The sequence below is a fragment of the Pseudoalteromonas sp. SWXJZ94C genome (genome assembly GCF_015864385.1).
Lineage (GTDB): Bacteria > Pseudomonadota > Gammaproteobacteria > Enterobacterales > Alteromonadaceae > Pseudoalteromonas.
This window is the reverse complement of record NZ_JADYXF010000011.1, coordinates 72,655-94,456: the sequence shown is the minus strand read 5'-3', so window position 1 is coordinate 94,456 and position 21,802 is coordinate 72,655. Positions and strand designations below refer to the sequence as shown.

At 36.8% G+C, this 21,802-nt stretch carries 18 protein-coding genes; 10 read left to right on the top strand and 8 right to left on the bottom strand.

Going from position 1 to position 21,802, the window contains the following annotated elements; translation table 11 throughout:
- Window positions 1–18: 18 nt before the first annotated feature.
- From I6F65_RS06815 to I6F65_RS06805, 3 genes are all read right to left on the bottom strand, one after another.
- Window positions 19–1,617: an ABC-F family ATPase gene (locus I6F65_RS06815; RefSeq protein ID WP_197112142.1), complete on the bottom strand. Its 1,599-nt coding sequence runs from the start codon at window positions 1,615–1,617 to the stop codon at window positions 19–21.
- Window positions 1,618–1,970: 353 nt separating this feature from the next.
- Window positions 1,971–2,708, bottom strand: coding sequence for an ABC transporter substrate-binding protein (locus tag I6F65_RS06810; protein ID WP_197112141.1), 738 nt, complete (start codon window positions 2,706–2,708; stop codon window positions 1,971–1,973).
- 16 nt (window positions 2,709–2,724) lie between these two features.
- On the bottom strand, window positions 2,725–3,462 hold the full coding sequence (locus I6F65_RS06805) for an ABC transporter substrate-binding protein (RefSeq protein ID WP_197112140.1): 738 nt from the start codon (window positions 3,460–3,462) through the stop codon (window positions 2,725–2,727).
- A 251-nt stretch (window positions 3,463–3,713) separates the two neighbouring features.
- On the opposite strand from I6F65_RS06805, the gene I6F65_RS06800 reads away from it, so the two are divergent.
- Window positions 3,714–4,958: a UPF0149 family protein gene (locus I6F65_RS06800; protein WP_197112139.1), complete on the top strand. Its 1,245-nt coding sequence runs from the start codon at window positions 3,714–3,716 to the stop codon at window positions 4,956–4,958.
- A 207-nt stretch (window positions 4,959–5,165) separates the two neighbouring features.
- Here the strand turns inward: I6F65_RS06800 and I6F65_RS06795 are convergent, their stop codons facing one another.
- Together I6F65_RS06795 and I6F65_RS06790 are read right to left on the bottom strand one after the other, a co-directional pair.
- The gene (locus tag I6F65_RS06795; protein ID WP_197112136.1) at window positions 5,166–6,371 is read right to left on the bottom strand and encodes a type II toxin-antitoxin system HipA family toxin; all 1,206 of its coding nucleotides are present in this window, start codon (window positions 6,369–6,371) and stop codon (window positions 5,166–5,168) included.
- The gene (locus I6F65_RS06790; RefSeq protein ID WP_121954146.1) at window positions 6,361–6,660 is read right to left on the bottom strand and encodes a helix-turn-helix transcriptional regulator; all 300 of its coding nucleotides are present in this window, start codon (window positions 6,658–6,660) and stop codon (window positions 6,361–6,363) included. Before I6F65_RS06790 ends, I6F65_RS06795 begins: the two co-directional genes overlap by 11 nt.
- A gap of 292 nt (window positions 6,661–6,952) precedes the next feature.
- Here I6F65_RS06790 and I6F65_RS06785 point away from each other — a divergent pair, with 292 nt between their 5' ends.
- The 3 genes from I6F65_RS06785 to I6F65_RS06775 all read left to right on the top strand — a co-directional run bounded on the left by I6F65_RS06785 (window position 6,953) and on the right by I6F65_RS06775 (window position 10,039).
- Window positions 6,953–7,549 (top strand): bifunctional 2-polyprenyl-6-hydroxyphenol methylase/3-demethylubiquinol 3-O-methyltransferase UbiG, encoded by a 597-nt coding sequence (locus I6F65_RS06785; RefSeq protein WP_197112134.1) that lies wholly within the window; start codon window positions 6,953–6,955, stop codon window positions 7,547–7,549.
- Window positions 7,546–9,141, top strand: a complete 1,596-nt coding sequence (locus I6F65_RS06780) for a S24 family peptidase (protein WP_197112132.1) — start codon at window positions 7,546–7,548, stop codon at window positions 9,139–9,141. The genes I6F65_RS06785 and I6F65_RS06780 overlap by 4 nt, the downstream gene beginning before the upstream one ends.
- 493 nt (window positions 9,142–9,634) lie before the next feature.
- The gene (locus I6F65_RS06775) at window positions 9,635–10,039 is read left to right on the top strand and encodes a type II restriction endonuclease (protein ID WP_101217469.1); all 405 of its coding nucleotides are present in this window, start codon (window positions 9,635–9,637) and stop codon (window positions 10,037–10,039) included.
- 5 nt (window positions 10,040–10,044) lie between these two features.
- Here I6F65_RS06775 and I6F65_RS06770 read toward each other — a convergent pair whose 3' ends face one another.
- Window positions 10,045–11,628: a DNA cytosine methyltransferase gene (locus tag I6F65_RS06770; RefSeq protein ID WP_197112126.1), complete on the bottom strand. Its 1,584-nt coding sequence runs from the start codon at window positions 11,626–11,628 to the stop codon at window positions 10,045–10,047.
- 357 nt (window positions 11,629–11,985) lie between these two features.
- Here I6F65_RS06770 and I6F65_RS06765 point away from each other — a divergent pair, with 357 nt between their 5' ends.
- The gene (locus I6F65_RS06765) at window positions 11,986–13,431 is read left to right on the top strand and encodes an MvaI/BcnI family restriction endonuclease (protein ID WP_197112124.1); all 1,446 of its coding nucleotides are present in this window, start codon (window positions 11,986–11,988) and stop codon (window positions 13,429–13,431) included.
- 257 nt (window positions 13,432–13,688) lie between these two features.
- A complete protein-coding gene (locus I6F65_RS06760; protein WP_197112122.1) occupies window positions 13,689–14,579 on the top strand; it encodes a hypothetical protein in 891 nt (296 codons plus the stop codon).
- A 622-nt stretch (window positions 14,580–15,201) separates the two neighbouring features.
- Here I6F65_RS06760 and I6F65_RS06755 read toward each other — a convergent pair.
- Window positions 15,202–16,068, bottom strand: a complete 867-nt coding sequence (locus I6F65_RS06755) for a LysR family transcriptional regulator (protein WP_197112120.1) — start codon at window positions 16,066–16,068, stop codon at window positions 15,202–15,204.
- Between the two features lie 98 nt (window positions 16,069–16,166).
- On the opposite strand from I6F65_RS06755, the gene I6F65_RS06750 reads away from it, so the two are divergent.
- From I6F65_RS06750 to I6F65_RS06735, 4 genes are all read left to right on the top strand, one after another.
- The gene (locus tag I6F65_RS06750) at window positions 16,167–16,391 is read left to right on the top strand and encodes a DUF2798 domain-containing protein (RefSeq protein ID WP_197112118.1); all 225 of its coding nucleotides are present in this window, start codon (window positions 16,167–16,169) and stop codon (window positions 16,389–16,391) included.
- A complete protein-coding gene (locus I6F65_RS06745) occupies window positions 16,388–16,678 on the top strand; it encodes a putative quinol monooxygenase (RefSeq protein ID WP_197112116.1) in 291 nt (96 codons plus the stop codon). The genes I6F65_RS06750 and I6F65_RS06745 overlap by 4 nt, the downstream gene beginning before the upstream one ends.
- A 704-nt stretch (window positions 16,679–17,382) precedes the next feature.
- Entirely contained in the window at window positions 17,383–17,709 is a 327-nt protein-coding gene (locus I6F65_RS06740; RefSeq protein WP_029880494.1) for a helix-turn-helix domain-containing protein, read from the top strand.
- A complete protein-coding gene (locus tag I6F65_RS06735) occupies window positions 17,693–19,081 on the top strand; it encodes a HipA domain-containing protein (RefSeq protein ID WP_197112114.1) in 1,389 nt (462 codons plus the stop codon). Before I6F65_RS06740 ends, I6F65_RS06735 begins: the two co-directional genes overlap by 17 nt.
- A gap of 516 nt (window positions 19,082–19,597) precedes the next feature.
- Here the strand turns inward: I6F65_RS06735 and I6F65_RS06730 are convergent.
- Window positions 19,598–20,596: an SEC-C domain-containing protein gene (locus I6F65_RS06730; RefSeq protein WP_197112112.1), complete on the bottom strand. Its 999-nt coding sequence runs from the start codon at window positions 20,594–20,596 to the stop codon at window positions 19,598–19,600.
- Window positions 20,597–21,802: the final 1,206 nt, after the last annotated feature.

Here is a 21,802-nt window from a genome sequence, read left to right as displayed (position 1 = left end):
TAAGTAATTAAAAAATGCTTACGCTTTTTTCTCTTCACAACTTGCAAGGTATTCGTCAAACGTACCTTGGAAATCGACTACTTTTTTATCTTTAATATCAATAATACGCGTAGCCAATGACGATACAAACTCACGGTCATGGCTTACAAAAATTAGCGTACCTTCAAAATCTTTAAGCGCGTTATTAAGCGCTTCAATGGCTTCCATATCCATGTGGTTAGTTGGTTCGTCCATAACAAGCACGTTAACGTCTTGCATCATTAACTTACCAAATAACAAACGGTTTTTTTCACCACCAGAACAGTTACGTGCTTTTTTGTTTGAATCGTCTGCTGTAAACAACAAACGTCCTAACATGCCACGTACCATTAAATCGTTATGGTTAACTGTGCGCCATTGCGACATCCAATCAAATAACGTTAAATCGTTATCAAAATCTTTAGTGCTGTCTTGCGGGCAATAACCAAAGGTCGCATTTTCAGACCATTTAATTTCGCCTTCATTACTTTTAAGCTCATCTACCAAACAGCGTAAAAAGGTTGTTTTACCAACGCCGTTTTCGCCAATAACAGCAAGCTTAGCACCAGCTTCAAGTAACAAATCGCCACCAGTAAATAACATTTCGCCATCAAAACCATGACCAATCTTGTTAACTTCAAGCGCTTGGCGATACATTTTTTTACCTTCGTCAAACGAAAGTGATGGGCTCATACGGCTCGAAGATTTAACTTCATCAAGCTTAATTTTATCCATTTTTTTAGCGCGCGAACTTGCTTGTTTAGCTTTTGACGCGTTAGCACCAAAACGGTTAACAAAGTCTTGTAGTTCGTCAATTTCAGCGCTCTTTTTAGCGTTCTCAGCTAAAAGCTGTTCACGTTGTAAGCCAGCCGCGTCTAAAAACTTCTCGTAGTTACCAGGGTAAATACGCAATTCGCCGTAATCTATATCGGCCATGTGTGTACATACCGAGTTTAAAAAGTGACGGTCATGCGAAATAATAATCATCGTGCATCTACGTTTATTTAGCTCGTTAGCTAACCACGTAATGGTATGAATATCCAAGTTATTGGTAGGCTCATCTAGTAGCAAAATATCAGGGTTTGCAAATAATGCCTGTGCTAAAAGCACACGTAATTTCCAACCTGGTGCTACGTTAGCCATTAATCCGTAATGGAATTCTTTATCGATACCCGCTTCAAGCAAAATTTCTTCAGCGCGGCTTTCTGCCGTGTAACCGTCCATTTCTGCAAATACGCTTTCAAGCTCAGCTACTTTCATACCATCGTCTTCGCTCATTTCTGGCAAAGAGTAAATACGTTCGCGTTCTTGCTTTACTTTCCAAAGCTCTACGTCGCCCATAATTACAGCATCAACTACGCTGAATTCTTCAAACGCAAACTGGTCTTGGCTTAGGTTACCTACTTTTAACCCTGGAGTAATAGATACATTACCCGCACTTGGTACAAGTGCACCGCTTAAAATTTTCATGAAAGTCGACTTGCCGCAGCCGTTCGCGCCAATTAAACCGTAACGGTTACCGTTACCAAATTTAGCTGAAATGTTTTCAAACAACGGCTCTGCGCCAAACTGCATAGTAATATTTGCGGTGGAGATCAAAAAAGGTAATCCTAGATTAGTACTGACAGGAGTACGCTGCAGCAACACGCCACAAACAAGAACCAGACAATAGGGTAAATTAGCTGGCGAATTATACAGATCAGCCACAACGAATGAAAGATAAAAGGAAGCTAATTTATAACCAAGCGTAAATAACCACCATTGTGGATATTAAGCCGCGCTGATTAATATCAACTAACGCGAATGTAATTGCACTATTAACGGCGCTAACTAATGATTTAAGAGCAGATTTAAGAACAAATTTAGATACGGTTTTAAGTATAAAAATAAGTATTTGTGGTGAGCTGTATAAAAGGTATGTTGAATATTACTTACCTACTAAAATTCATGAATTAATAAGCCTGATAAATTAACTCTATAGTCGCTAAGTTTTTTATAATTAATTTATTAATAGTCGCTACATCATCTAGGGTTAACGACTCCTTACTCAGCATAAAATGAACGTTGTTAACGTTAATAGGTGCAATAGAGTTTACTTTTAAAGTAGTATCGTATTTTTTAGTAAAGTACTGAGCAACTATCGAGTCTTCAATTACATAATCAATACGTTTTTTATCTAACATACTAAACCGGTTATTTGCTTGAGCTGTAAGCACTACTTGTTTGGCAAACATAGTTTTTAGTTGCTCAAACTCATCACCAAAAAAGCTTCCTCTATTAATGCCCGCCGTAAAGTGTTTATTAAAAAGATCAGACAAACTGGTTACATTAACTGAGTCTTTGTGTTTATAAAGCAGCATTATTTCTTCGCGATAAGGCAAACTAAAATGGGCATATTGTGCGCGCTGTTCTGTATAACTAGCTGCAAAGGTCATATCTACTCGTCCGTGCTTAAGCTCTTCTTGAACGCGCGATAAACTCGGAAAATAAACCCATTTAACACAAAAAGTCGAATTTTTAAAAACAGCCTTTACCAGCTCTACCTCAGTACCTAAAAACTCATCTCCCTTTTTAATAAGGTAAGGCGGCCAGTTGGTTTCGTTAGTACCCATCACTAACGTTTTAGAACATGCCAATGCATTAAATTGTATAAATAACAGCGGTATTAACGTTAATAATAAAGTTTTCATTACATTCCTTTACTGTTTATTCAAATAACGTTCTGAGGGCTGCTTTATTCTTTTTTATATGTGTATTTATTATCGCAATTTCTTCAACCGACACCGTTTTTTTGCTAAACATTAAATAAACATCGTCTTTATTTACAGGCTCAATATTGCTGACTAATTTTAAATAAGATCCTCGTTCACTAAAATATGCACCTACTAGCTCGTCTTCAATTGCAAAATCAATACGTTGTTTATTAAGCATTTCAAAGCGCTTACTAGTTGCACTTGTGTATTCAATTAATTTTTTATACGTGGTTTTATATTGCTCAAACTCTTCACCGTAATAACTTCCAAAATTAGCGCCAACGGTAAAACCCTGTTTAAAAATATCTTCTAAGCTTTTAACACTGTGTGGGTTATTTTTATTTTCGTATAAACGCATCACCTCAGTACGATAGTTATCAGTATAGTAAACATACTTAGCGCGCTCATCGGTATAGCTGCCAGCCCAGCCTAAATCAAACCGACCGTGTTTAATTTCAGTAAAAGCACGTTTTGAGTTAGGTAATAGTTCAACTTTGAAACAAAAAGGCGAGTCTTTAAAAATAATATTAAGCGCATCTACTTCAGTGCCTTTAAATACATAACTCATACCCATTACATAAGGCGGCCAAAAAGCATCGTGCGATGCAACGCTAAATGTTCTTTCGCATGCAAAAGCAATTAAAGGCGCAATAAACAGAATGTAAAAAAATAGGTTTTTCAGTTGCTTCATTGCGCCTCAAATTTAGCTATTTTGATGTAATATTAATACAGTATAAACTAGCCTGAATATTTAGCAGTGCCGATTGTATAAAGATGTTTATAGCTTATTAAACAATTTAATTTAGCAATAAGTAACTAAGCACTAGCAACGGCTCAATTAATTTAAACATGGCACTTATTTATAAAAAATTTAATAGTGGTATTGTCGGTAAAGTTATCAATCATTACACTAACAAAAAAATAAATATTGCAGGGCAAGTTATGTCACCAGCTAAAATGCGCAGTGAGGTTATAAAACTCAGTGAATTGAGCACTAAAAAACCAGATTATTACTTTATTCAAGGTTACTTAATGGGGTTAGGTGTATTACCGCAGATGCTCGCCCTGAGCGAGTGGCAACCAGACTTATTTGGAGAGATAAATCTTCAAAATAAGTCTGAACTTAAATATACACAAAGCTTAATGGCTCTGTATAACCAAAGCATGGATAAAGTAATTCAAAACGAATTAAAAATGCCAGCCAAATGTAGCTTATCTAAGCAAGACTACCGCGATTCACTAAAGCCGAATATGCCCCTACCAAACTACTGTAAAGGGGTATTACAGGCACTCAAACATATAAATAAACGCATGCTTGATACAGCGCAAAAACAAGCTTTTAATAACCTAAACAAAGTATTAAAAGCATTTTCTAATGAAAAAGCCGCTGCAAAAGAGTTTGGTGAATTTGCTCAATACAACGCTCAAGAATATAAACGTAATTATGTTTACTTTATGGCCGATTCTATTTTTGAACTTCGTTTTAGTAACGACCTAACTCTAAGCGCTGACGAGGAGGCTGAGTTTAACAACACCTTTTTAGACGAAGAACCCAGTGAATTAGATGAGCTTGATGAATTACTTGAGCTAGTACTCGCCGATACAGAACTAAAAGCACTTGAGCCAATACAAATGTTTTTAGACATAATGGAAAACGCGCTTATAACCAAGCAATTTATAAAAAACAACACAGGGCACTTTTGGGGCTTGCACGAAACCCGACCCTACATGATGCTACGTGCGCATAGAGCAACAATACACGCGCTGCATGGCTATACTCAAAAAGCGCAGTCAGAACTCGAAGCGCTATTAACGCTAAATCCAAACGACAACCAAGCAAACCGCTTTTTATTAATGAACTGCCTAATCATTAATAAAGAATGGGAAAAGTTAGATGCTCTATTAGCCGATTTTGATAGCCAAGAACTACACGCAACAGCAAGCCGTGCGCTGAGTGCGTTTGTAAAGCATGGTGATTCAAAACCAGCTAACGAATATAAAAAAATGCTTCAGCAGCAAAATAAGCACTTTACTAAAATACTCACCGGACAAGAAAAACTAAAAGAACAACAACCGCCATATTACAGCCCAGGCAGTAAAGATGAAGTAGGTGTTTATCTTGATTCGTTAGGTAAGCAGGCGTGGATTTCGGTGCCTGCCAGCCTTTTTTGGTTGAGAAAAAAGTAATAACAATTCGCTTATTTAAGTGATCTATTTTGAGGTAAGAAAATTGTGTAAATAACAAAGTAAAACTTCTGTTATTTAGTTGCTCTCGGTAGTTGTTTTCGGTAATTGATCCTGTACTTATGCAGTTATATATCAGTAGTTTTTAACGCAACTAGCGCCGGGTTTTATAGTGCGCTTAACATACCTCAATGACTGTTTTTTAAGTTTTTATTGAATAGTAGGGATCACACTTGTTAAGCGTGCAATGTCAATGTCGGTTATGTTCGCAAAGCGTTTAAAGTGCGTAGGCCATTGTTGCGTATATAATTTAACCTCATTTATTATTTTATTTGCTTGTGAGGTATTCAAACCAAAACGCTGTGTTTGAGACAATAAATTGTCAATGCTGGCATATCGTCCATCATCGCCTAAGCCAATACCGTGTTGTTTTGAATTATTAATTGGCGTTATGTCATAAGCAGGGCTCATACGCCATGCTTGCTCAGTAAAGCAATATAAAAAAGCATGGTTACGGGTATGGTCATCTGTATTACCTATAAACGCGTTAAATACCATACGCTTGTAAAGCTCAATCGAATCATCCGCAAATACCCCTGTATTGTGGCGAATAAACTCAGCAAGCTCCCCATACGAGTAATACGTAGCCAAATCACTTAACGCCACTTTAGATTTTTGTAGCAAGCTATTGGCACTTAAAAAGTGATGAGTCGGTAAACCTTCGCCTACATCAAATCGTTCAACTAGCAAAACATCACCATTTTTGGTTGCATGAACGCAGGTATTAGCAGCACGAATACCTAGCTCTTTTGCCATACACATGGTCGCGTGCTCTGCTCTTACTAAATTAAATAGATCGTCAGGGCGATTAAACTTAGCTAAATAAAGTTTGTTTTCAATTTGTACTGATGTTTTAGGCCTAGCGCCACCCATACTTTGACCAAATTCAAACGCCTTTTTAGCTTCATTCGAAATTGCTTTGTTTTCTAATAAATCATTTTTTGCTTGATCAAGTAATGCTAAGTCAGCCAAAGTATTTTTATTCGTTTTATGTTTTGATGCGCTACGCGACAAACTAAATACCAATGCGCCTACACCAAAACCCGAACCCGCCAGCAAAAACTCCAACTCGTTTTGTGGTTTAGTAGTGTGTAATGACAAAATGAGTTTACGCCCCCACGAATCAGCACCGGCATCACTTAATACACCAAATACTCCCTTGTTTGCAGAGTAATTAAATATGCCAGGCTTTAGCGGTAAGTGAATAGGGTCGAGCGCAAACGCATCTGCACGTGCTAAATAGCTTTTTCCGTAGTTAAACTCACCACGGCCTATTTTTGTATCTAATTTATAAAAGCCACAAATAACGGGCTTGCTTTCAAGCCCATCAATAAACACATAACATTCAGAAGTCATCGTTAATAACCTGCGCTTTATTGGTTTTACGTTGCCGTGTATTGTAGCCACCTACATCGGCGGCTAATTCATTAATTTCATCAAGGAGCGATCCTTGTAATTGCAACACAACTAAAGCTTCAAATAAAATATCGCTTTTAACTGTCTCGCCTTGCTCAAGTTTTTGCACCGTAGAACGCGACACACCAATCATTTTTGCAAAGGTGCTTTGCGTGTAATGCAAAGTGCGGTGCTGGCGTATTAAATCCCCTAATCTCTGCGCCATTTTTAAAGCTTGTTCCGATCTCATTAATGATTACCTAATCGGTCATTAAGGTGTTAATGACTATTTTAGCGGTATTTGGCTTGTTTGCAAATAAAAGTGATGATTTAAAGGTTATTGGTAATTTTTTTGTTGGTGTTTTTAATTTTATACCGCGTGTGTCACTCATTAGAGCTTAATAACAGCAGCGTACTAATTTAAAAGTATCTATTTATTAAGCCTATATTTTTTGTGCTTGTTCCTGTAGATTAAACAAATAATGAATGCAGCATTAACAGCGCCTTAGTTGTTAAATATTAGCCAAGGAGCGGTGAGTCTCGTGTCAAACACCACACTTACTTATTACAATCAAAATGCCAAAGCCTTTAGCGACTCAACACTTAACGTTGATATGTCGGCGATTTACGCTGAGTTTTTACCGCACGTTGCACAAAAAGGGCATATTTTAGATGCCGGTTGTGGCAGTGCTCGCGACGCCGCATTTTTTAAAACGCAGGGTTTTACAGTTAGTGCGTTTGATGCAAGCCCAGAGCTGGCAGAGTTGGCAAGTAGTTACTTACAACAACCTGTAGCGGTTAAAACATTCCAAGATCTAAATTGTGTAAACCAATACGATGGTATTTGGTGCTGCGCTAGTTTATTACACGTTCCAAAAGCTGAGTTACCGCAAGTATTTTTAAACCTACAAAATGCACTTAAACCAAATGGTGTTTTGTATGTATCGTTTAAATATGGCAATACAGAGCGTGTGCATAATAGTCGTGAATTTACCGATTTAAACGAAAATGCTTTAACTCATTTGCTTAGCCATACGCAGTTAAAAGCGATTAAGCAATGGCAAACTGTCGATCAACGCCCAGAGCGTGAAAGTGAAGTATGGTTAAATGCGCTTATTAAAGTAGTTCACGTTTTATGATTGGAGCAATGCAGCAACAGCTCGACTTTATTGCGTATATTCAGCGTTTATTAGTTGAAGGCGATTTTAGTGCTACTTATAAATATGCATTGTTACATGCAATTGCTGATGTGTGTGTAGAGCACCAAAATAGTAATCCCGTTGGTCCATTGGAAATTGAAATCGACACTCTGGTTGATAAATTTATTCAACTGTATTGGAATCATTCAGTGCCATATGCATCGGGCACAACAAATATAGTTACCAATACCGAAGATATGTTACTTAAGCAAAATAGCTCAGGGCAAGCAAAGTTCATCACAGAGATATTTAAGCTGCAAAATACAGGTATTAAAAGTTATAACGCGTTCAAAAATTATAACCAATACAGCAAAGTAATAAGCTCATTAAGGCGTACATTTATTGATGGACCCCTTTGGCGCTTGCAGCTACTTTCGGGAAAAGAAGAATGCTTTTTATACCCTCATACACTTTTAGGTAAAAGCAGAGAGCCAAAGCGAATTGTTTTAAATGCAGGTATAGCTCAGTGCTTTAGGCGTTTTTACGATTTGGTTGTGCATCTTAGTGTTACTGAATGGGTAGAAAAAGTACAAACAATAAAAGCGAATCAAACGTTATTGGGATCGCAAAGCCAGCTACAAGAATTTTTGTTTGGTACCAATAGAGCTGCTTTAAAAGTTGTTACCCCGCTACTTATAGATATTCAAAAAGGGCTTTGCTTTTACTGCCAAAAGCCAATGAATCTAAAAAACGAAAAAGAAACTAAAAAAACGCCAGAGGTCGATCACTTTATCCCTTTTAAGCGCTATCCAAACGACTTAGCACATAACTTTGTTGCTGCACATGCTGATTGCAACAACAATAAACGAGATCACCTTGCAGCATTTGCTCACCGCGACCGTTGGCTAGAGCAAAACCTCGATACTCATAAAGCTGAAATAACAAATAAACTCCAACCTTACTTTTATTGTGATTCAGATAAGTCACTTGCAGTAAGTAATTGGGCATATCAAGTAGCCGAATTAAGCAGTGCTAAATTATGGCTTGGCAAAAACAGTTTTGAAGAAGCAAAACCGAAAGCTGAGATTCTTAAATTTTCAAAAGTTGTAAATAAATCAGAGCAAACAAACTTGGCGGCTGAGCCGAAGGCTAATTTAAAAACTATCATTAATACATTGAAATTGCGTTACTTCCCAAATATTAAAATTGCATGTGGGCATTTTAAAACAGGCGATAGCAGCGATGTTGAATATTTAGATGCACCATATGGAGCTGGCAAGCTCGATCCTGAAGTTCATTTTTTAGCGCGAGCATCAGGTAACTCAATGAACGGCGGTAAAAATCCAATACACGATGATGATTTACTGCTACTTGAGCTGATAACGCCCGACAAAGCCGGATCGCTACGTGGTCAAATAGTCGCAATAGAGCGAGATGATATAGGCGGCGACGGGCAGTATTTACTGCGAAAAATTAATAAATTACCCAATGGGCAATATGAGCTAATCGCTCAGAACCCAGATTACGAAGTAATGATTGCAGATGAAAGCATGCGAACGTTTGCACGGTTTAAACAAGTAGTTGTGGAATAAGAGTAGGCGCGATTTTACATCGCGCTGTGTATTGTAGACGCGTAGCTTGCTGGCGTTAAAAGCGAAGCTTTTGAATGTGTAGGTGTGATTTTATATCACGCTTATAAATTGCTGTTTTGGTGTGGATTTAAGGGACTAAAAACCTCTATTCGAGGTTCAATCGCGTTGGCGATGGCAACCAAAGGGCGGCTGCCGCCGACCGCCCTTTGGAATCCCACGGCGCACCCGAGGATCACACTTTATCCTCAACTTACGTTAATGATGTGAACGTAACCAGCGTAGATAGGCCATCCATGGCCAAGCTACGCTTTGTACAGCATCCATGCTGTAAATTACTCATCATTAACTAAGTTTCAGGTGTGATCACGGGGAGTTGGAGTGTGTTGTTAGATTGTTGATTATGAATATAGGCTAGAGTCTTGTTTAAAAAAATATATTATAAAAAACTGAAAGTTAGTTAATTCGACTAACTTGTAATTTTAAGGGACTAAAAATGGCAATACAGCCAATTAAATTTAGTAAATCTTGTATAAAGACATTAACTGCCGTGGAAGCGGATGAAGCACGCTCAAATCAGCATGAATTTCAAGGAGTTGCTCCTTTAAAAGAAATGTTTGGTCATACCAGATTAACTACAAAAGCTACTTTTTCAATTCGAGGTAGTAGTGATTCATACTCAGTAGACCTAACATGGTATGACGCTAGAGAAGGTAAACCAAATCGTTCTGCAGAATATAGGTTATATTTTCAAAGCTCGCCTGTAATGGAGGCGGCTCAAGAAGGTGATGTAATAGCAATTGGGTATGATAATAATAATAATATTCACTGTGAACTTATCCAAAGCCAAAGAGTTACAAATCGAAATACTCAATGGCAGGTATCTCAGGGTACTGCATAGCTCTATTATGGATAAATACGTTTAATTAAATTAATTAGACATACTCCTAATTTTGCACTTAATAACGGCGGTACAGCATTACCTACTTGGGTATATTGTGGAACTTCAAATTTTCGCATTTGTCCGCCAGTTGTTATTTTCGAACGAAATTCGAATTGATCTGGAAATGATTGAATTCGTGCCATTTCCCGTACGGTCAGAACGCGAAGTTCATTCTTATCGTAATGACAAGCATCATCAGGTATTGAAAGTGCGGCAGGTGCAGGTGCATCTGCAATTAAAGCTTTTTGAGTCTGCTTTTTGGTTGGGTGCTCTAATAGGTATTTAACTAGGTCAAACTTGCTATTAAATTTAACTAATCGGTTTTGCTGATTTAAAAATTCTTTATCAAGTAATAAAGTTGCGCTTTCATTACTAAGGGTAGCTATACCTCTCTTGAGTACATTAAATACGTCTTTTGTGACCTGCTTATCATCTACATCTTGTAATATTTGATAAATTCTAAATCGTCTTTTTACAATGTCACTGTTTACTCTTTGTTCGTGGTTTTTAAGCTCGGTAACATTACCTAAAACATCTGAAAATTGAGTATTTAACTGTTTAATATAAGATGACTGTTTCGAGGGGTGACTCAATTTTAAATCATCAAGCGCATCTTTCACTGATGCTGTTTTATCTGCTATTAGGGAATTTAGAAAACTATTTTTAAATAACTTATGGTGCTCTGCTTTTGTTATATCAAAATAGGGGAGATCACCAAACTTTACAGTGTTAATACTCTTTTTAGCTTTTTTGAAAAAGGTAATTGATTGCTCAAATAATTCTGTTTCAGCTTCATTTAAATGTTTAAGCTTTTCAAAATAGTCCTCACGTATTGCAATCATGATAAAGCGAGGCCTGTTTTGAGCTATTCCGGCATATTTAGCATTAACGTGTAAACAAAGAGGAATATAATCTTTAGTTGCAAACACTTTTGCAACTTCATGCCACGCATGGAATTTTTCTCCTTCTTCGTCTTTAAAAGCACGTAAAATTCCCGTTACATTTTCGAGCATTGCAATTTTAGGCCGAACTAAAGATACGAAGGTCGCGAACTCCCACGGTAATGTATTTTTATCACAATCTTTTTTACGCATGCCCGCCATACTAAAACTTTGGCATGGTGGCCCGCCAGAAACGAGATCTAATTCACCTTTACCGAATGAATTATGAAGTTCATCGCATAACTTTGAGTTTGTAGTTAACAGTTTATTTAGCTCTACAATGCTGCCGACAATCAGCTTATTCTGTATGCTTTTTAGATCATATGGGAGGTCAGAGAATCCATTCTTATTATTAAACTCCGGGAAGCTAAAAGGATTTTCTCTTAATCTAGGTTTTAAATCTTTATAGTTACTATTTAACCACAAAGTACTTTTCGGCATTAATCCATCTTCAGCTAATTGCGCTAAATTCTCTTTAAAAAAATTATAAGCAAAAGTTTCTGCTGCCATAGGCGAAAGTTCATTAGCAAGTACAGTTTCAAAGCCGACACTTTCTAGCCCTAATGTTAAGCCACCGCAGCCTGCAAACAATTCTATATGATTCAAAACACATCCAACAATAAATGAAAACCATCGAATTTTACGGGAATCACTGTCAAAAGTCCAGGTAAGAATCAACTATTTTATGTATTGACTTAGGAACAAGAAAAGTATAATTTAATTAAAGGCTTATGAGAGTAGCCCTCCTTTCTGTAAAGACCCTTTGTGTCCTCTCTGTAGATAAAGTTGTGAATTCGCAGCTAGGTTTACAGTGTTCGGACTGAAATCAATTTATAACTCTAACTACACATATCTTCGGCGCGGGAAGCGCCATCCTGATTGTAGGAAAAGCATTAAGCATCACCCAATTAACCTAAATTTATTCTAGCTGCGGTGAATTCCAAAATCTTTGGTCCATCGAAAATGATAAATGAAAAAAGACTCAAGCAAGAAGCAAAGCTTTTAAAGAAAAATAATAATAGTTTAAACCAAGCACGAGCACTAGAAATTATTGCTCGTAAGTATGGTTATTCTAGTTGGCCTGATATTTCAAAAGAGTTAAAAAAGCAAGCTATAGAAGGTATTCCTATTCCCAGTATTTCAACCAATTTTGTTGAATACAATGAAGTTGAAATGTCAGATAAGGATTATGAGGTTTATGATCAAGAACGGGTTGGTGATTTACAGTTAGAACAAAAGTTATTACTGAGAAGTAATACAGTTGCTTTGACTAAGTTAGGCGTAGAATTCTCTCTTTTTGAGCCTACAAAAACAGGTTTAAATAAATCTATTCTGGATGCAACTCAGTCTGTTAGAGATCATTTTGAGTTAGAGAGATTTCATTACTACTTCCAACAAGAACAAGGTGTTATAAGGAAAGAAGTTAGTTATTTAGTTAATAAGAACGAAATAAAAGAAGTTGTTGGAAGTTTTTACCGCCCTAAAACTAAGCTGGGTGATCCAAGAATGTGGTACCGGCAATTACCCAAATTTGCCGACGCTGGTGAGCAAATTGCTATTATTATTTACCAAGGTTCCCCGCACCTCATTAACCTTAGCCAAGTTGATTTAGAAAATGAATTACAGAATCCCTATAGCCATATATATAAATTAATAAAAAGCTATATAAATAAAGAGTTTTCTTATTCTGCAGAGTTACTTACTAAGATAAAAGAATTAGCTATAAAACCTTTTAAAGCACTGCGAAGTGGTGATACTGCAATTGGTTTTACATTAGAGACTTTACTTGGTATTGAGGCAAATTCATCAAAAGATCCGGATTACCATGGTATTGAAATTAAGTCGGGTAGAGGCGGTAAAAATCGGACAACTTTATTTGCCCAAGTTCCTGATTGGAATTTAAGCCCTTGTGGGTGCAAAGAAATAGATTTTGCTAAAGGCTCTAGTGCAAAAATTTTGGAAAAATATGGCTATGAAAGAGAAGAGGACTTTAAATTGTATTGTACGGTCAGTACTCAACGTCAAAATTCTCAAGGACTACATTTCATATTTAACAAACAAAAAGACCAGCTTGAAGAATGGTATCGTAATGAGGAATTAGTTGCTGTTTGGTCAGCGAAGCTATTGAAAAGACGTTTAGTTGAAAAGCACTCTGAAACATTTTGGGTTCAAGCTAAGAGTTTTAAAGAAAGTGGCGAGGAATTTTTTCAATTAGAAAAAGTAGTACACACTAAAGCACCTGTTTTAAGCCAACTAATACCGTTGATATGTTCAGGTGTCATTACAATGGATCATCTAATAAAGCGTTCTGGCGAAACCGGTCGAGTTACAGAAAAAGGACCGCTTTTTAAAATAGATAAAAGAAACCTAGAGTTGCTTTTTCCTGAGCCGATAGAGATTAACTTATAAATTGAGCAGTAAAAATTGGGAGTAATTAACTGCTCGTAAATACCAATCTGCTGCATTAAACCCACTCCCTATTTGCGAGTAGTTAGTTTACTTAAATACGGTACAGCTACAATTATTAGTCGAGAGTGCAATTAAAGGATGATGCTAAGAAATTTCTCCTTTCGACTTCACCTATGAACAGATAATTAAAACGTGTATTTTTTTGGAAACGTAGATATTATTTAAGTTATTAGTAAATCAATTTAAAGGATTAAAGTGTGAGTTTATCGAATGTAGCAGTTGAGATACTGAATGATTTCAAAAGAAATACTGGGATCTTGTTGCCGATAACTAAGTTTATATTAAGCAATGCTGTATTGCTTGGTTTACTTTTGGTAGTACCATTCAAGATACTATTTTGGGTATATCAAATCGGTTACTTATCGACTTTCGGAATTAATTACGATTTAATTTTACGAAGTAGCTTTGAAGCTCAAGGTTTATGGGGGGAGATGTTTTCTTCATTTTTAGTGCCAGTTTCAAATGTTGTTTGGTTTTTTCTAATAATATTTTCTTTAGCGTCTTTTTTAGGTGTTTTTTATAGTAATTATTTATTAAGAAAGCGTCAAAAACGTCTTTATAAAGGTGATTGGCCAAGTCTATGTAAATATTTAAGGGTGGGTAATTTAATATTTTTTAAACCTATCAAAACGATATTTTCTAAGCTTCCTATGATAAAAATTAAAAGAAATAAGTTACTAAGGAGAATAGTGCTGATTGGTGAGATCGGAAAATCAAAGGCAAAAAGGATATTTTTCTTTGCTGCTACTTCCTATTATATGTCAGTTATATTTCTCGCTGGAGTATTAGTTTTTCTTATGGCGATTATGTTTATCCACGATAAGGGAAAGGAACGCGCTGAGCTACGACTAAATAATTTTTTAGAGAATGATATATGTAATGACGGTTGGGGGCAGTCAGGCTGCTATGAAATTAAAAAAGATAAAAAAACATTTAAAGGTTACATTGTTGCTATGAACGATAATAGTATTTATTTAATAACTAACAAAGAGTTATTGATATTACCTAGAGATAAAAATGTCATAGTATCGAGAGAATTTTTGCATAAAAGAAAAATGTCAGTAATTGAAAAAGATATGACTGATTAAATATACATAACTCAACTAAGAACAACAAACTTTGTATGAAGCTGTTGTAAGATAACTTCTCCCTTCAATTTCACCTGCAAACACATAATTAATGAGTAATTACCTCGCATGGCGGAATTTTGTTCCCGACAAATTCGAAGGGGGTCGGCGGTATCTGTTTTTTTGTCGTCATTGCCGACGTGATATTAAGTAAAAGCTACGCTTTTAAACGCCAGCAAGCAGCGCGTCTACAGGTGTTTAGGTCAGTTTTAGTTGTTAGCGTTGGCTGGGTGTTGTGACTACATACCTAAAGTTAAAAACCAAAGCGCGATGTAAAATCGCACCTACGGTTTTGTTGAGTGCGGTGTTTGCATTGATGTAGGTGAGGTTTTATCCATCCATGGCGTTTCATAAAAAACCGAGAGCAAAGCGCGATGTAAAATCGCACCTACGGTTTTGTTGAGTGCGTTGTTTGCGTTGATGTAGGTGAGGTTTTATACCTCGCTTATGCCTTTGTATACTTTAAAAATAAATATAAATACATCTACAATTTAAAGCTCAATTTTAAAATATTTAACCTAAAACACATTTAAATATTGAATAAAAACACTACTCAAGATTGATTTATTATCCAGAGTTTAGGTTAGTTACTAAGCGTAATAATTTGCCCCTGCAAACTGGGTTGCGTGGCTATGCAATCTTGAATTAACTCAATTAAGGTATTTGTAGAGCTGCTTGGTGTGCGTGAATGCGACCACAACGCATAAATAGGGCGAGAGGGTAGCGTTATATTTAAATCTACATACTCAAACTGATGTTTACTGGTTAGGCTTGCTATTTCGCTCATTGGTAATAAACCCGTTCCCACACCCGATTGAACGAGTTGGCGTGCAATGGTTATGTCGTAGCAGTAGGTTATATTTTCAAAACAGTTTTTTAAATCGCTAATAAGTGCCGGCGATAGTTGTTTGTTGGTGTAGGGTAAAATTAATCTGTTTTTAGATTCACTTTGTTTTTTAACAACTAAAGCGGTGGCAATTGTGCCTAAACGTTTTTGATAAAAGCTTGAGTCGTGCTGCTCTCCCACTCTTATAGCTAAGTTAAAGCGTTGCTGGCTTAGTTGGCTGTTCATGTTACTTGGGTAAATATGTAAATTTAGGTGCTTTTGAGTTGTTTGAAACGCTGTTATTGCGGGTATAAGCGGCCCAGAAATAATATTTTGTGGGCAGAGTAGGTAAAACTCTTCTACTGTATTTTGCTTATTAATTACCTGATTTACTTGCGATGAAAGTGATAATACATTTTCTGCGAGTGAATCGTAAATGTGTTGCCCTGCTGCGCTAAGCACTATTCCCCGAGCGCTACGTTGTAATAATGGTGTGCCAAGTTTTTCTTCTAGAGTTTGTATGCGCCTCGATAGTGTAGATAAATTTAAGTTAAGGTCTTTTGCTGTTTGGCTCATGCTTTTACGGCGGGCTAGTTCTATAAAAAGATATATGTCGTTTAGCATCTTATTTTCTCAAACTTAGTTTGCATATTGGTCACTATTTATATTGCCACTATAAAAATATAGTTACGCCCTCATTAGCATTAACTATTAGGAATCGAATGAAAGTTCATTTTACATTTACAGTGTTGTTTTCGTTTTGTATGTCGTTTTTACTTTCGGCGTGGGTAACGTACGTTAACTTAGGTTTTACGGTAACGTTTTATCATACTTGGTTCAATGCATTTGTTAATGCGTGGCCTATCGCTTTTGTTGTGGCGTTTTTAGTGGCTTCGCCAATTAGAGTTTTAGTCGTTAATTTTTTTAAAAATAGAGAGGCTTTATGATTAATATAGTGGCAAAAATAACCCCCAAAGCGCATTTGTTCGCAGAATGTAAAGCGCATTTACAGCATCTTTTAGTACCGACTTTAGCTGAGCCTGATTGTATTCGATTTGAGTTATATACCAATACTGAGCAGCAATGTTTGTTTTTAGTCGAACAGTTTTCTTCGCAAGCTGCGCTTGATGAACATTATTTACAACCGTATGTAAAAAGCGTTTTTTCTTTTTATGAAACAGCACTTGCTTGCCCTGTCGAAATAAACAAGTTAGTGGGGCTTGAGAAATTATAAATTTATATTTGGTCTATTTTAAGTAAATCATTTAGTTGGGTGGTTTAGTTATTAGAGCGTGCTTTGGTTGCCATTACCAGCGCAATATTAAGTAAAAGCTACGCTTTTAAACGCCAGCAAGCAGCGCGTCTACGGGTGTTTAGGTCAGCCTTGGTTGTTAACGTTGGCTGGGAGTTATAACTAATCACTTAAAGTTAAAAGCCAAAGCGCGATGTAAAATCGCACCTACGGGTTTGTTGAGTGGGGTGTTTGATGTTGTTTATTTTTTTGTAGGTGAGGTTTTATACCTCGCTTTGTATTGTGTTTAAGCTGTGCTTTGGTGGTGGGTGTTAGATGAGCGCGATGTAAAATCGCACCTACGGGTTTGTTGGGTGTGGTGTTTGTTGTTGTTTATTTTTTTGTAGGTGAGGTTTTATACCTCGCAGGTTTTTTTAATCTGTGCGTTGGTACGGGTTTGGACAAGCGCGATGTAAAATTGTATCTACGGATGCTTAGGTGGGCTATCGATCTCGAAATTTCATTAATTTATCATAAGTAAGTTATATTTTACTTATGATGTTTAGGTTTGATTTTATTGCCTATAAGTAAGTTGTGGTTAACTTATGGGTGATGAAAATACATTTAAGCTTAAAAGTAAGTTATATTTGACTTTTGGTTAGGCTAACTTAAAATAAATCGTATAAGTAAACTATGGTTGACCTTTAATGAGCGAATTACCAGCAAAAAAAACACTTGGAAGAGTTGTTAAACGCACTGAAATGCCTGATCTATCAAAGCCATTTTCGTCGGTGCGACTCGCTAAAGCGATTACTTCAAAGCGGACAGGCATGAAGCTTACGCTGGTTGATGTATCGCAAGCACTTAATATTTCAAAGCCCACGCTGATAAAAATAGAAAAAGGTGATGTTAATGTGCAGTTTTTTAATGTGCTTAAAGTGATGGAGTACTTGGGATTGTCGTTTAGCCTTGTTAGTGATGACGCGTCACACCACAATAACAGCGCAGAGGTGAGCGATGAGCAGTGGTACTAAGATTAACAGCTTAGATGTGTTTATTGGTAATACACAAAAGATAGGTGAGATAACTCTCAATGTAGGCTCTGAAAATGAAATTTCATTTAGCTATGAGCCCGAGTGGATTAATAAGGGGTTTGCTATTTCACCACACTTACCGCTCAATGGTCATTTTAACTCGCGTGCTGTGCGTAATTATTTACAAAATTTATTGCCAGAAGGCAAGGGCCTTGATGAGATTATAAGTAGTACTACTATCTCTAAAAATAATACGTTTGGTTTAATTAAAGTAATTGGCGAGGAAACATCAGGCGCTTTGTCGTTTAGAGTAAGTCGCAGGGCTTCAAAACAAACATCTTTTCGGGAAGTAACTCATGACGAACTAAGCCAAAAACTTAAACGGTTTAAACAAGTCGGCGAGTCAATCACCCTTTGGGATGGTCGGACTCGGCTCTCTGTTGCTGGCGTTCAAGACAAGCTAAACCTACTCGAAATCGATAGTAAATTAGGGTTTGGTGAAGGGGAGCTATGTTCCAATAAAATTTTTAAATTTGAAACAGGTACAGCTCCTTTCATTGCAGTAAATGAACTATTTACGATGCTTTTAGCAAAAGAGTCAGGGCTCAATGTTCCCGATGTAGAATTACGCACCTATGCAGATGTAAGGGTATTTGTAATAGATCGCTTTGATAGGCGCGTTACGCAAGATCAAAACCATGTATTACGTCGTCATATTATTGATGGTTGCCAAGCCACTAATTTACCTCCTTCTTATAAATATGAGCGTCAGCATGGTGATGAAGGGGAGGGTATTTATATTCGAGACGGCGTTTCTTTTGCTAAACTCTTTAATATTGAAACAACGAATGTACAGGCGTATGAGGCTCAGCTTATTCGCTGGATGACATTTAATATTTTAGTACGTAATTACGATGCACATGGCAAAAATATCAGTTTTTTTGTTGGTAAAAATGGTTTAGAGCTTACGCCGTTTTATGACTTGGTAAATATAGAAGCGATTATTGAGCAGGGAGGCATTGACTGTGATGAGGATTATTTACAGCCCCAAATTTCAAGGTGTTATGCTATGTCAGTGGGTGAGCATAATTCACAAAGTGCAGGCAATTTTACTAATGAGATTACGGCTTATATGTTAGCTGATTTTGCTGATGAATTTGCTATTTCACTACCACGGATGCAACTACTTATGAGTCAAACCGTTGACTCTGTATTAGCTGCAATAGATGCGGCTAAAGTTTCTGCCGTTAAAAATAACTTATCTACTGCTGAATTAGCACACATTGATTTATGCATAAAAATAATTAATGAAGCTGCAAATAAGCTGAGTGAGCAAATAATACAATTACCAAATATGGATGCATTTATTTAAGTTTGAAAAAGTAAATACATGCATTTTGAGTGAAAAATTTCTATCTTGGTTACCATTGCTAACCCGATATAGGTGTTTTAAATTACAAACCAAAAGCGCGATGTAAAATCGCACCTACGGTTTTGTTGAATGCGGTGTTTGTATTGATGTAGGTGAGGTTTTATACCTCGCTTTAAAATATATTTTTTATCGCAGAAAAGTGAATTATTGTTCTCGATGTAGCGAGCCGCAACTCTGTGCCCTTGGTGATAAAAAGTGCTGTTGCATGAGCGCTATATAAATTTGTGCCTACGTTTTTGGTGTATAAATTTATATAGGTGGAGCTTTATAACTCACATGGCGTAATTTTGCTCTTTAAGTTTTAATTACTAAAATGCCTTAGTTAACAGTAACAGTAACAGTAACAGTAACAGCCACTAGCCAGTTATATGTATAAATGAGGTTACTTTAAACAGGGTATTTTAGTTGTGTTATCAACGAGCCATATTCGGAGGGTACCAAATATGCCTTTAACCACTAAATTGTGAACTGAAAGGTTTGCGTTAATAAAGGCTGTATCTCTGCTTTTATTGGTATTGGTTTACCATTGCTGAATCGCGTTGGATCAACGCTAATGAATCCCCAAAACTGTAAGCAGCGATTTATAAATCGAGATTCTATTAATAAGCCCAGTAGAGTTTTTGAATCATGATATTCACTAGGCGTAAGTTGCAATAGTAGATCTGGAAATGCGGTAGTTACTTCTTCAATTAACCTTTCAATCGAACTGTGGCTTTGTATTCGCCAAAGCATGAATAGCCAAAAATCACGTAAATCCAAATCATCGGGAAAACTGTCGAAGTAAGCCCAATTATATTTTGTGGTTGCAGCTTCAAACATAGGTAAATAAAAGGCTTTAAGACCATGAGTTTGATACTGCTTTTGCGCTGTCTTTTTTATATGTAAACGCCCACTTTTATTGTAAATAATGCCTGCTGCAATCGCTAAAGTACGTGTGTAATGTAGCGCATTAAACTTATCTTCATTACTACCAGCAAACTCACTAATACTAACAGGGGTAGAGTATTCGGCAACTGCAAATTTAGGAAGTAACTCTGTAGCTTGTTTTACTAATTTAGCTGGTAAATTGCCTTTGCTTGTTGTTTTAAATGAACCACCTTGTTGCATGGCTTCGTCAATAATCAACGCTAAATAACACATTACAGGGGACGTTGATAAATCATCTGGAGTATTAATTATAACGCCTTCCAGTTCGCTAAAGGGGGCGTATATCCAATTGTGCATTTGGGCTGGCGAAAGCCCAGCAAAGTCTGCATTAGCTTTATTATTACGCTCTGTATTTTTATGCTGTACCACAAGGTTTAGTTCATCAAGGCTTAGCTCTGGGCTCATTGCTACAGTTTGGGCTATATCGTCAAATATTGAGGCATGCTGTTTTGATATATTATCCATACAGCAGTGTTTATATTTTTTACTGCTGCCGCAAAAACAAGGATCGTTTCTTCCTGGTGCCATTTAAAGTTACCTTTAACCCTGCTACATTTTTAATTATATTGACTTATTATACTCAAATCATTTAGTAATACCCAAGCCTCAATTTTAAACTAACCCTTACTTATCGATGAGTTATCAAACAGAGTTCTATACTTGGCAAACACCAAGTGCTTAATCTTTTTAGGTAATGCTTTTAAAAGCGATGCTTGGATATGAACGAGCTTTTATCGCGTTTAGATTTATATTAATTATTTGTTTAAAGATAAGTGAAATTGAGAGTTCTGGTTCCTATCGCCAGCGCAATATTAAGTAAAAGCTACGCTTTTAAATGCCAGCAAGCAGCGCGTCTACAGGTGTTTAGGTCAGCCTTGGTTGTTAACGTTGGCTGAGAGTTATAACTAATCACTTAAAGTTAAAAGCCAAAGCGCGAAATAAATTCGCACCTACGGGGTCGGTGTTTTCTGCTGGGGTTGGCATTTATTGTAGGTGAGGTTTTATACCTCGCTTTTACTTTAAAGCATTAAAGCCACGTTACATGAGCGCGAAGTAAATTCGCACCTACGGTTTTGTTAAGTGCGGTGTTTTCTGCTGGGGTTGGTATTTATTGTAGGTGAGGTTTTATACCTCGCTTTGCTTTTAAAGTATTAAAGCCACGTTACATAAGCGCGAAATAAATTCGCACCTACGGTTTTGTTGGGTGCAGTGTTTACGTTTTTGTAGGTGAGGTTTTATACCTCGCTTTTACTTTTATAGCATTAAAGTCATGTTACATAAGCGCGATGTAAAATCGCACCTACGGTTTTGTTGAATGCGGTGTTTATGCTGTTGTAGGTGAGGTTTTATACCTCGCTTTCACTTTAAAGCATTGAAGCCACGTTACATAAGCGCGAAATAAATTCGCACCTACGGTTTTGTTGGGTGCAGTGTTTACGTTTTTGTAGGTGAGGTTTTATACCTCGCTTTTACTTTAAAGCATTGAAGCCACGTTACATGAGCGCGATGTAAAATCGCACCCACGGTTTTGTTGAGTGCGGTGTTTACGCTTTGGTAGGTGAGGTTTTATACCTCGCTTTTACTTTAAAGCATTGAGCCACGTTACATGAGCGCGAAATAAATTCGCACCTACGGGGTGGGTGTTTTCTGCTGGGGTTGGTATTTATTGTAGGTGAGGTTTTATACCTCGCTTTTACTTTTAAAGCAGTGAAGCCACAATACATGAGCGCGATG

Bases quoted from the DNA above. Each gene is read 5' to 3' on its own strand.
- I6F65_RS06810 (WP_197112141.1), bottom strand. From the start codon at position 2,708: ATGAAAACTTTATTATTAACGTTAATACCGCTGTTATTTATACAATTT.
- I6F65_RS06805 (WP_197112140.1), bottom strand. From the start codon at position 3,462: ATGAAGCAACTGAAAAACCTATTTTTTTACATTCTGTTTATTGCGCCT.
- I6F65_RS06800 (WP_197112139.1), top strand. From the start codon at position 3,714: ATGTCACCAGCTAAAATGCGCAGTGAGGTTATAAAACTCAGTGAATTG.
- I6F65_RS06795 (WP_197112136.1), bottom strand. From the start codon at position 6,371: ATGACTTCTGAATGTTATGTGTTTATTGATGGGCTTGAAAGCAAGCCC.
- I6F65_RS06790 (WP_121954146.1), bottom strand. From the start codon at position 6,660: ATGAGATCGGAACAAGCTTTAAAAATGGCGCAGAGATTAGGGGATTTA.
- I6F65_RS06780 (WP_197112132.1), top strand. From the start codon at position 7,546: ATGATTGGAGCAATGCAGCAACAGCTCGACTTTATTGCGTATATTCAG.
- I6F65_RS06775 (WP_101217469.1), top strand. From the start codon at position 9,635: ATGGCAATACAGCCAATTAAATTTAGTAAATCTTGTATAAAGACATTA.
- I6F65_RS06765 (WP_197112124.1), top strand. From the start codon at position 11,986: ATGATAAATGAAAAAAGACTCAAGCAAGAAGCAAAGCTTTTAAAGAAA.
- I6F65_RS06755 (WP_197112120.1), bottom strand. From the start codon at position 16,068: ATGCTAAACGACATATATCTTTTTATAGAACTAGCCCGCCGTAAAAGC.
- I6F65_RS06750 (WP_197112118.1), top strand. From the start codon at position 16,167: ATGAAAGTTCATTTTACATTTACAGTGTTGTTTTCGTTTTGTATGTCG.
- I6F65_RS06745 (WP_197112116.1), top strand. From the start codon at position 16,388: ATGATTAATATAGTGGCAAAAATAACCCCCAAAGCGCATTTGTTCGCA.
- I6F65_RS06740 (WP_029880494.1), top strand. From the start codon at position 17,383: ATGAGCGAATTACCAGCAAAAAAAACACTTGGAAGAGTTGTTAAACGC.
- I6F65_RS06735 (WP_197112114.1), top strand. From the start codon at position 17,693: ATGAGCAGTGGTACTAAGATTAACAGCTTAGATGTGTTTATTGGTAAT.
- I6F65_RS06730 (WP_197112112.1), bottom strand. From the start codon at position 20,596: ATGGCACCAGGAAGAAACGATCCTTGTTTTTGCGGCAGCAGTAAAAAA.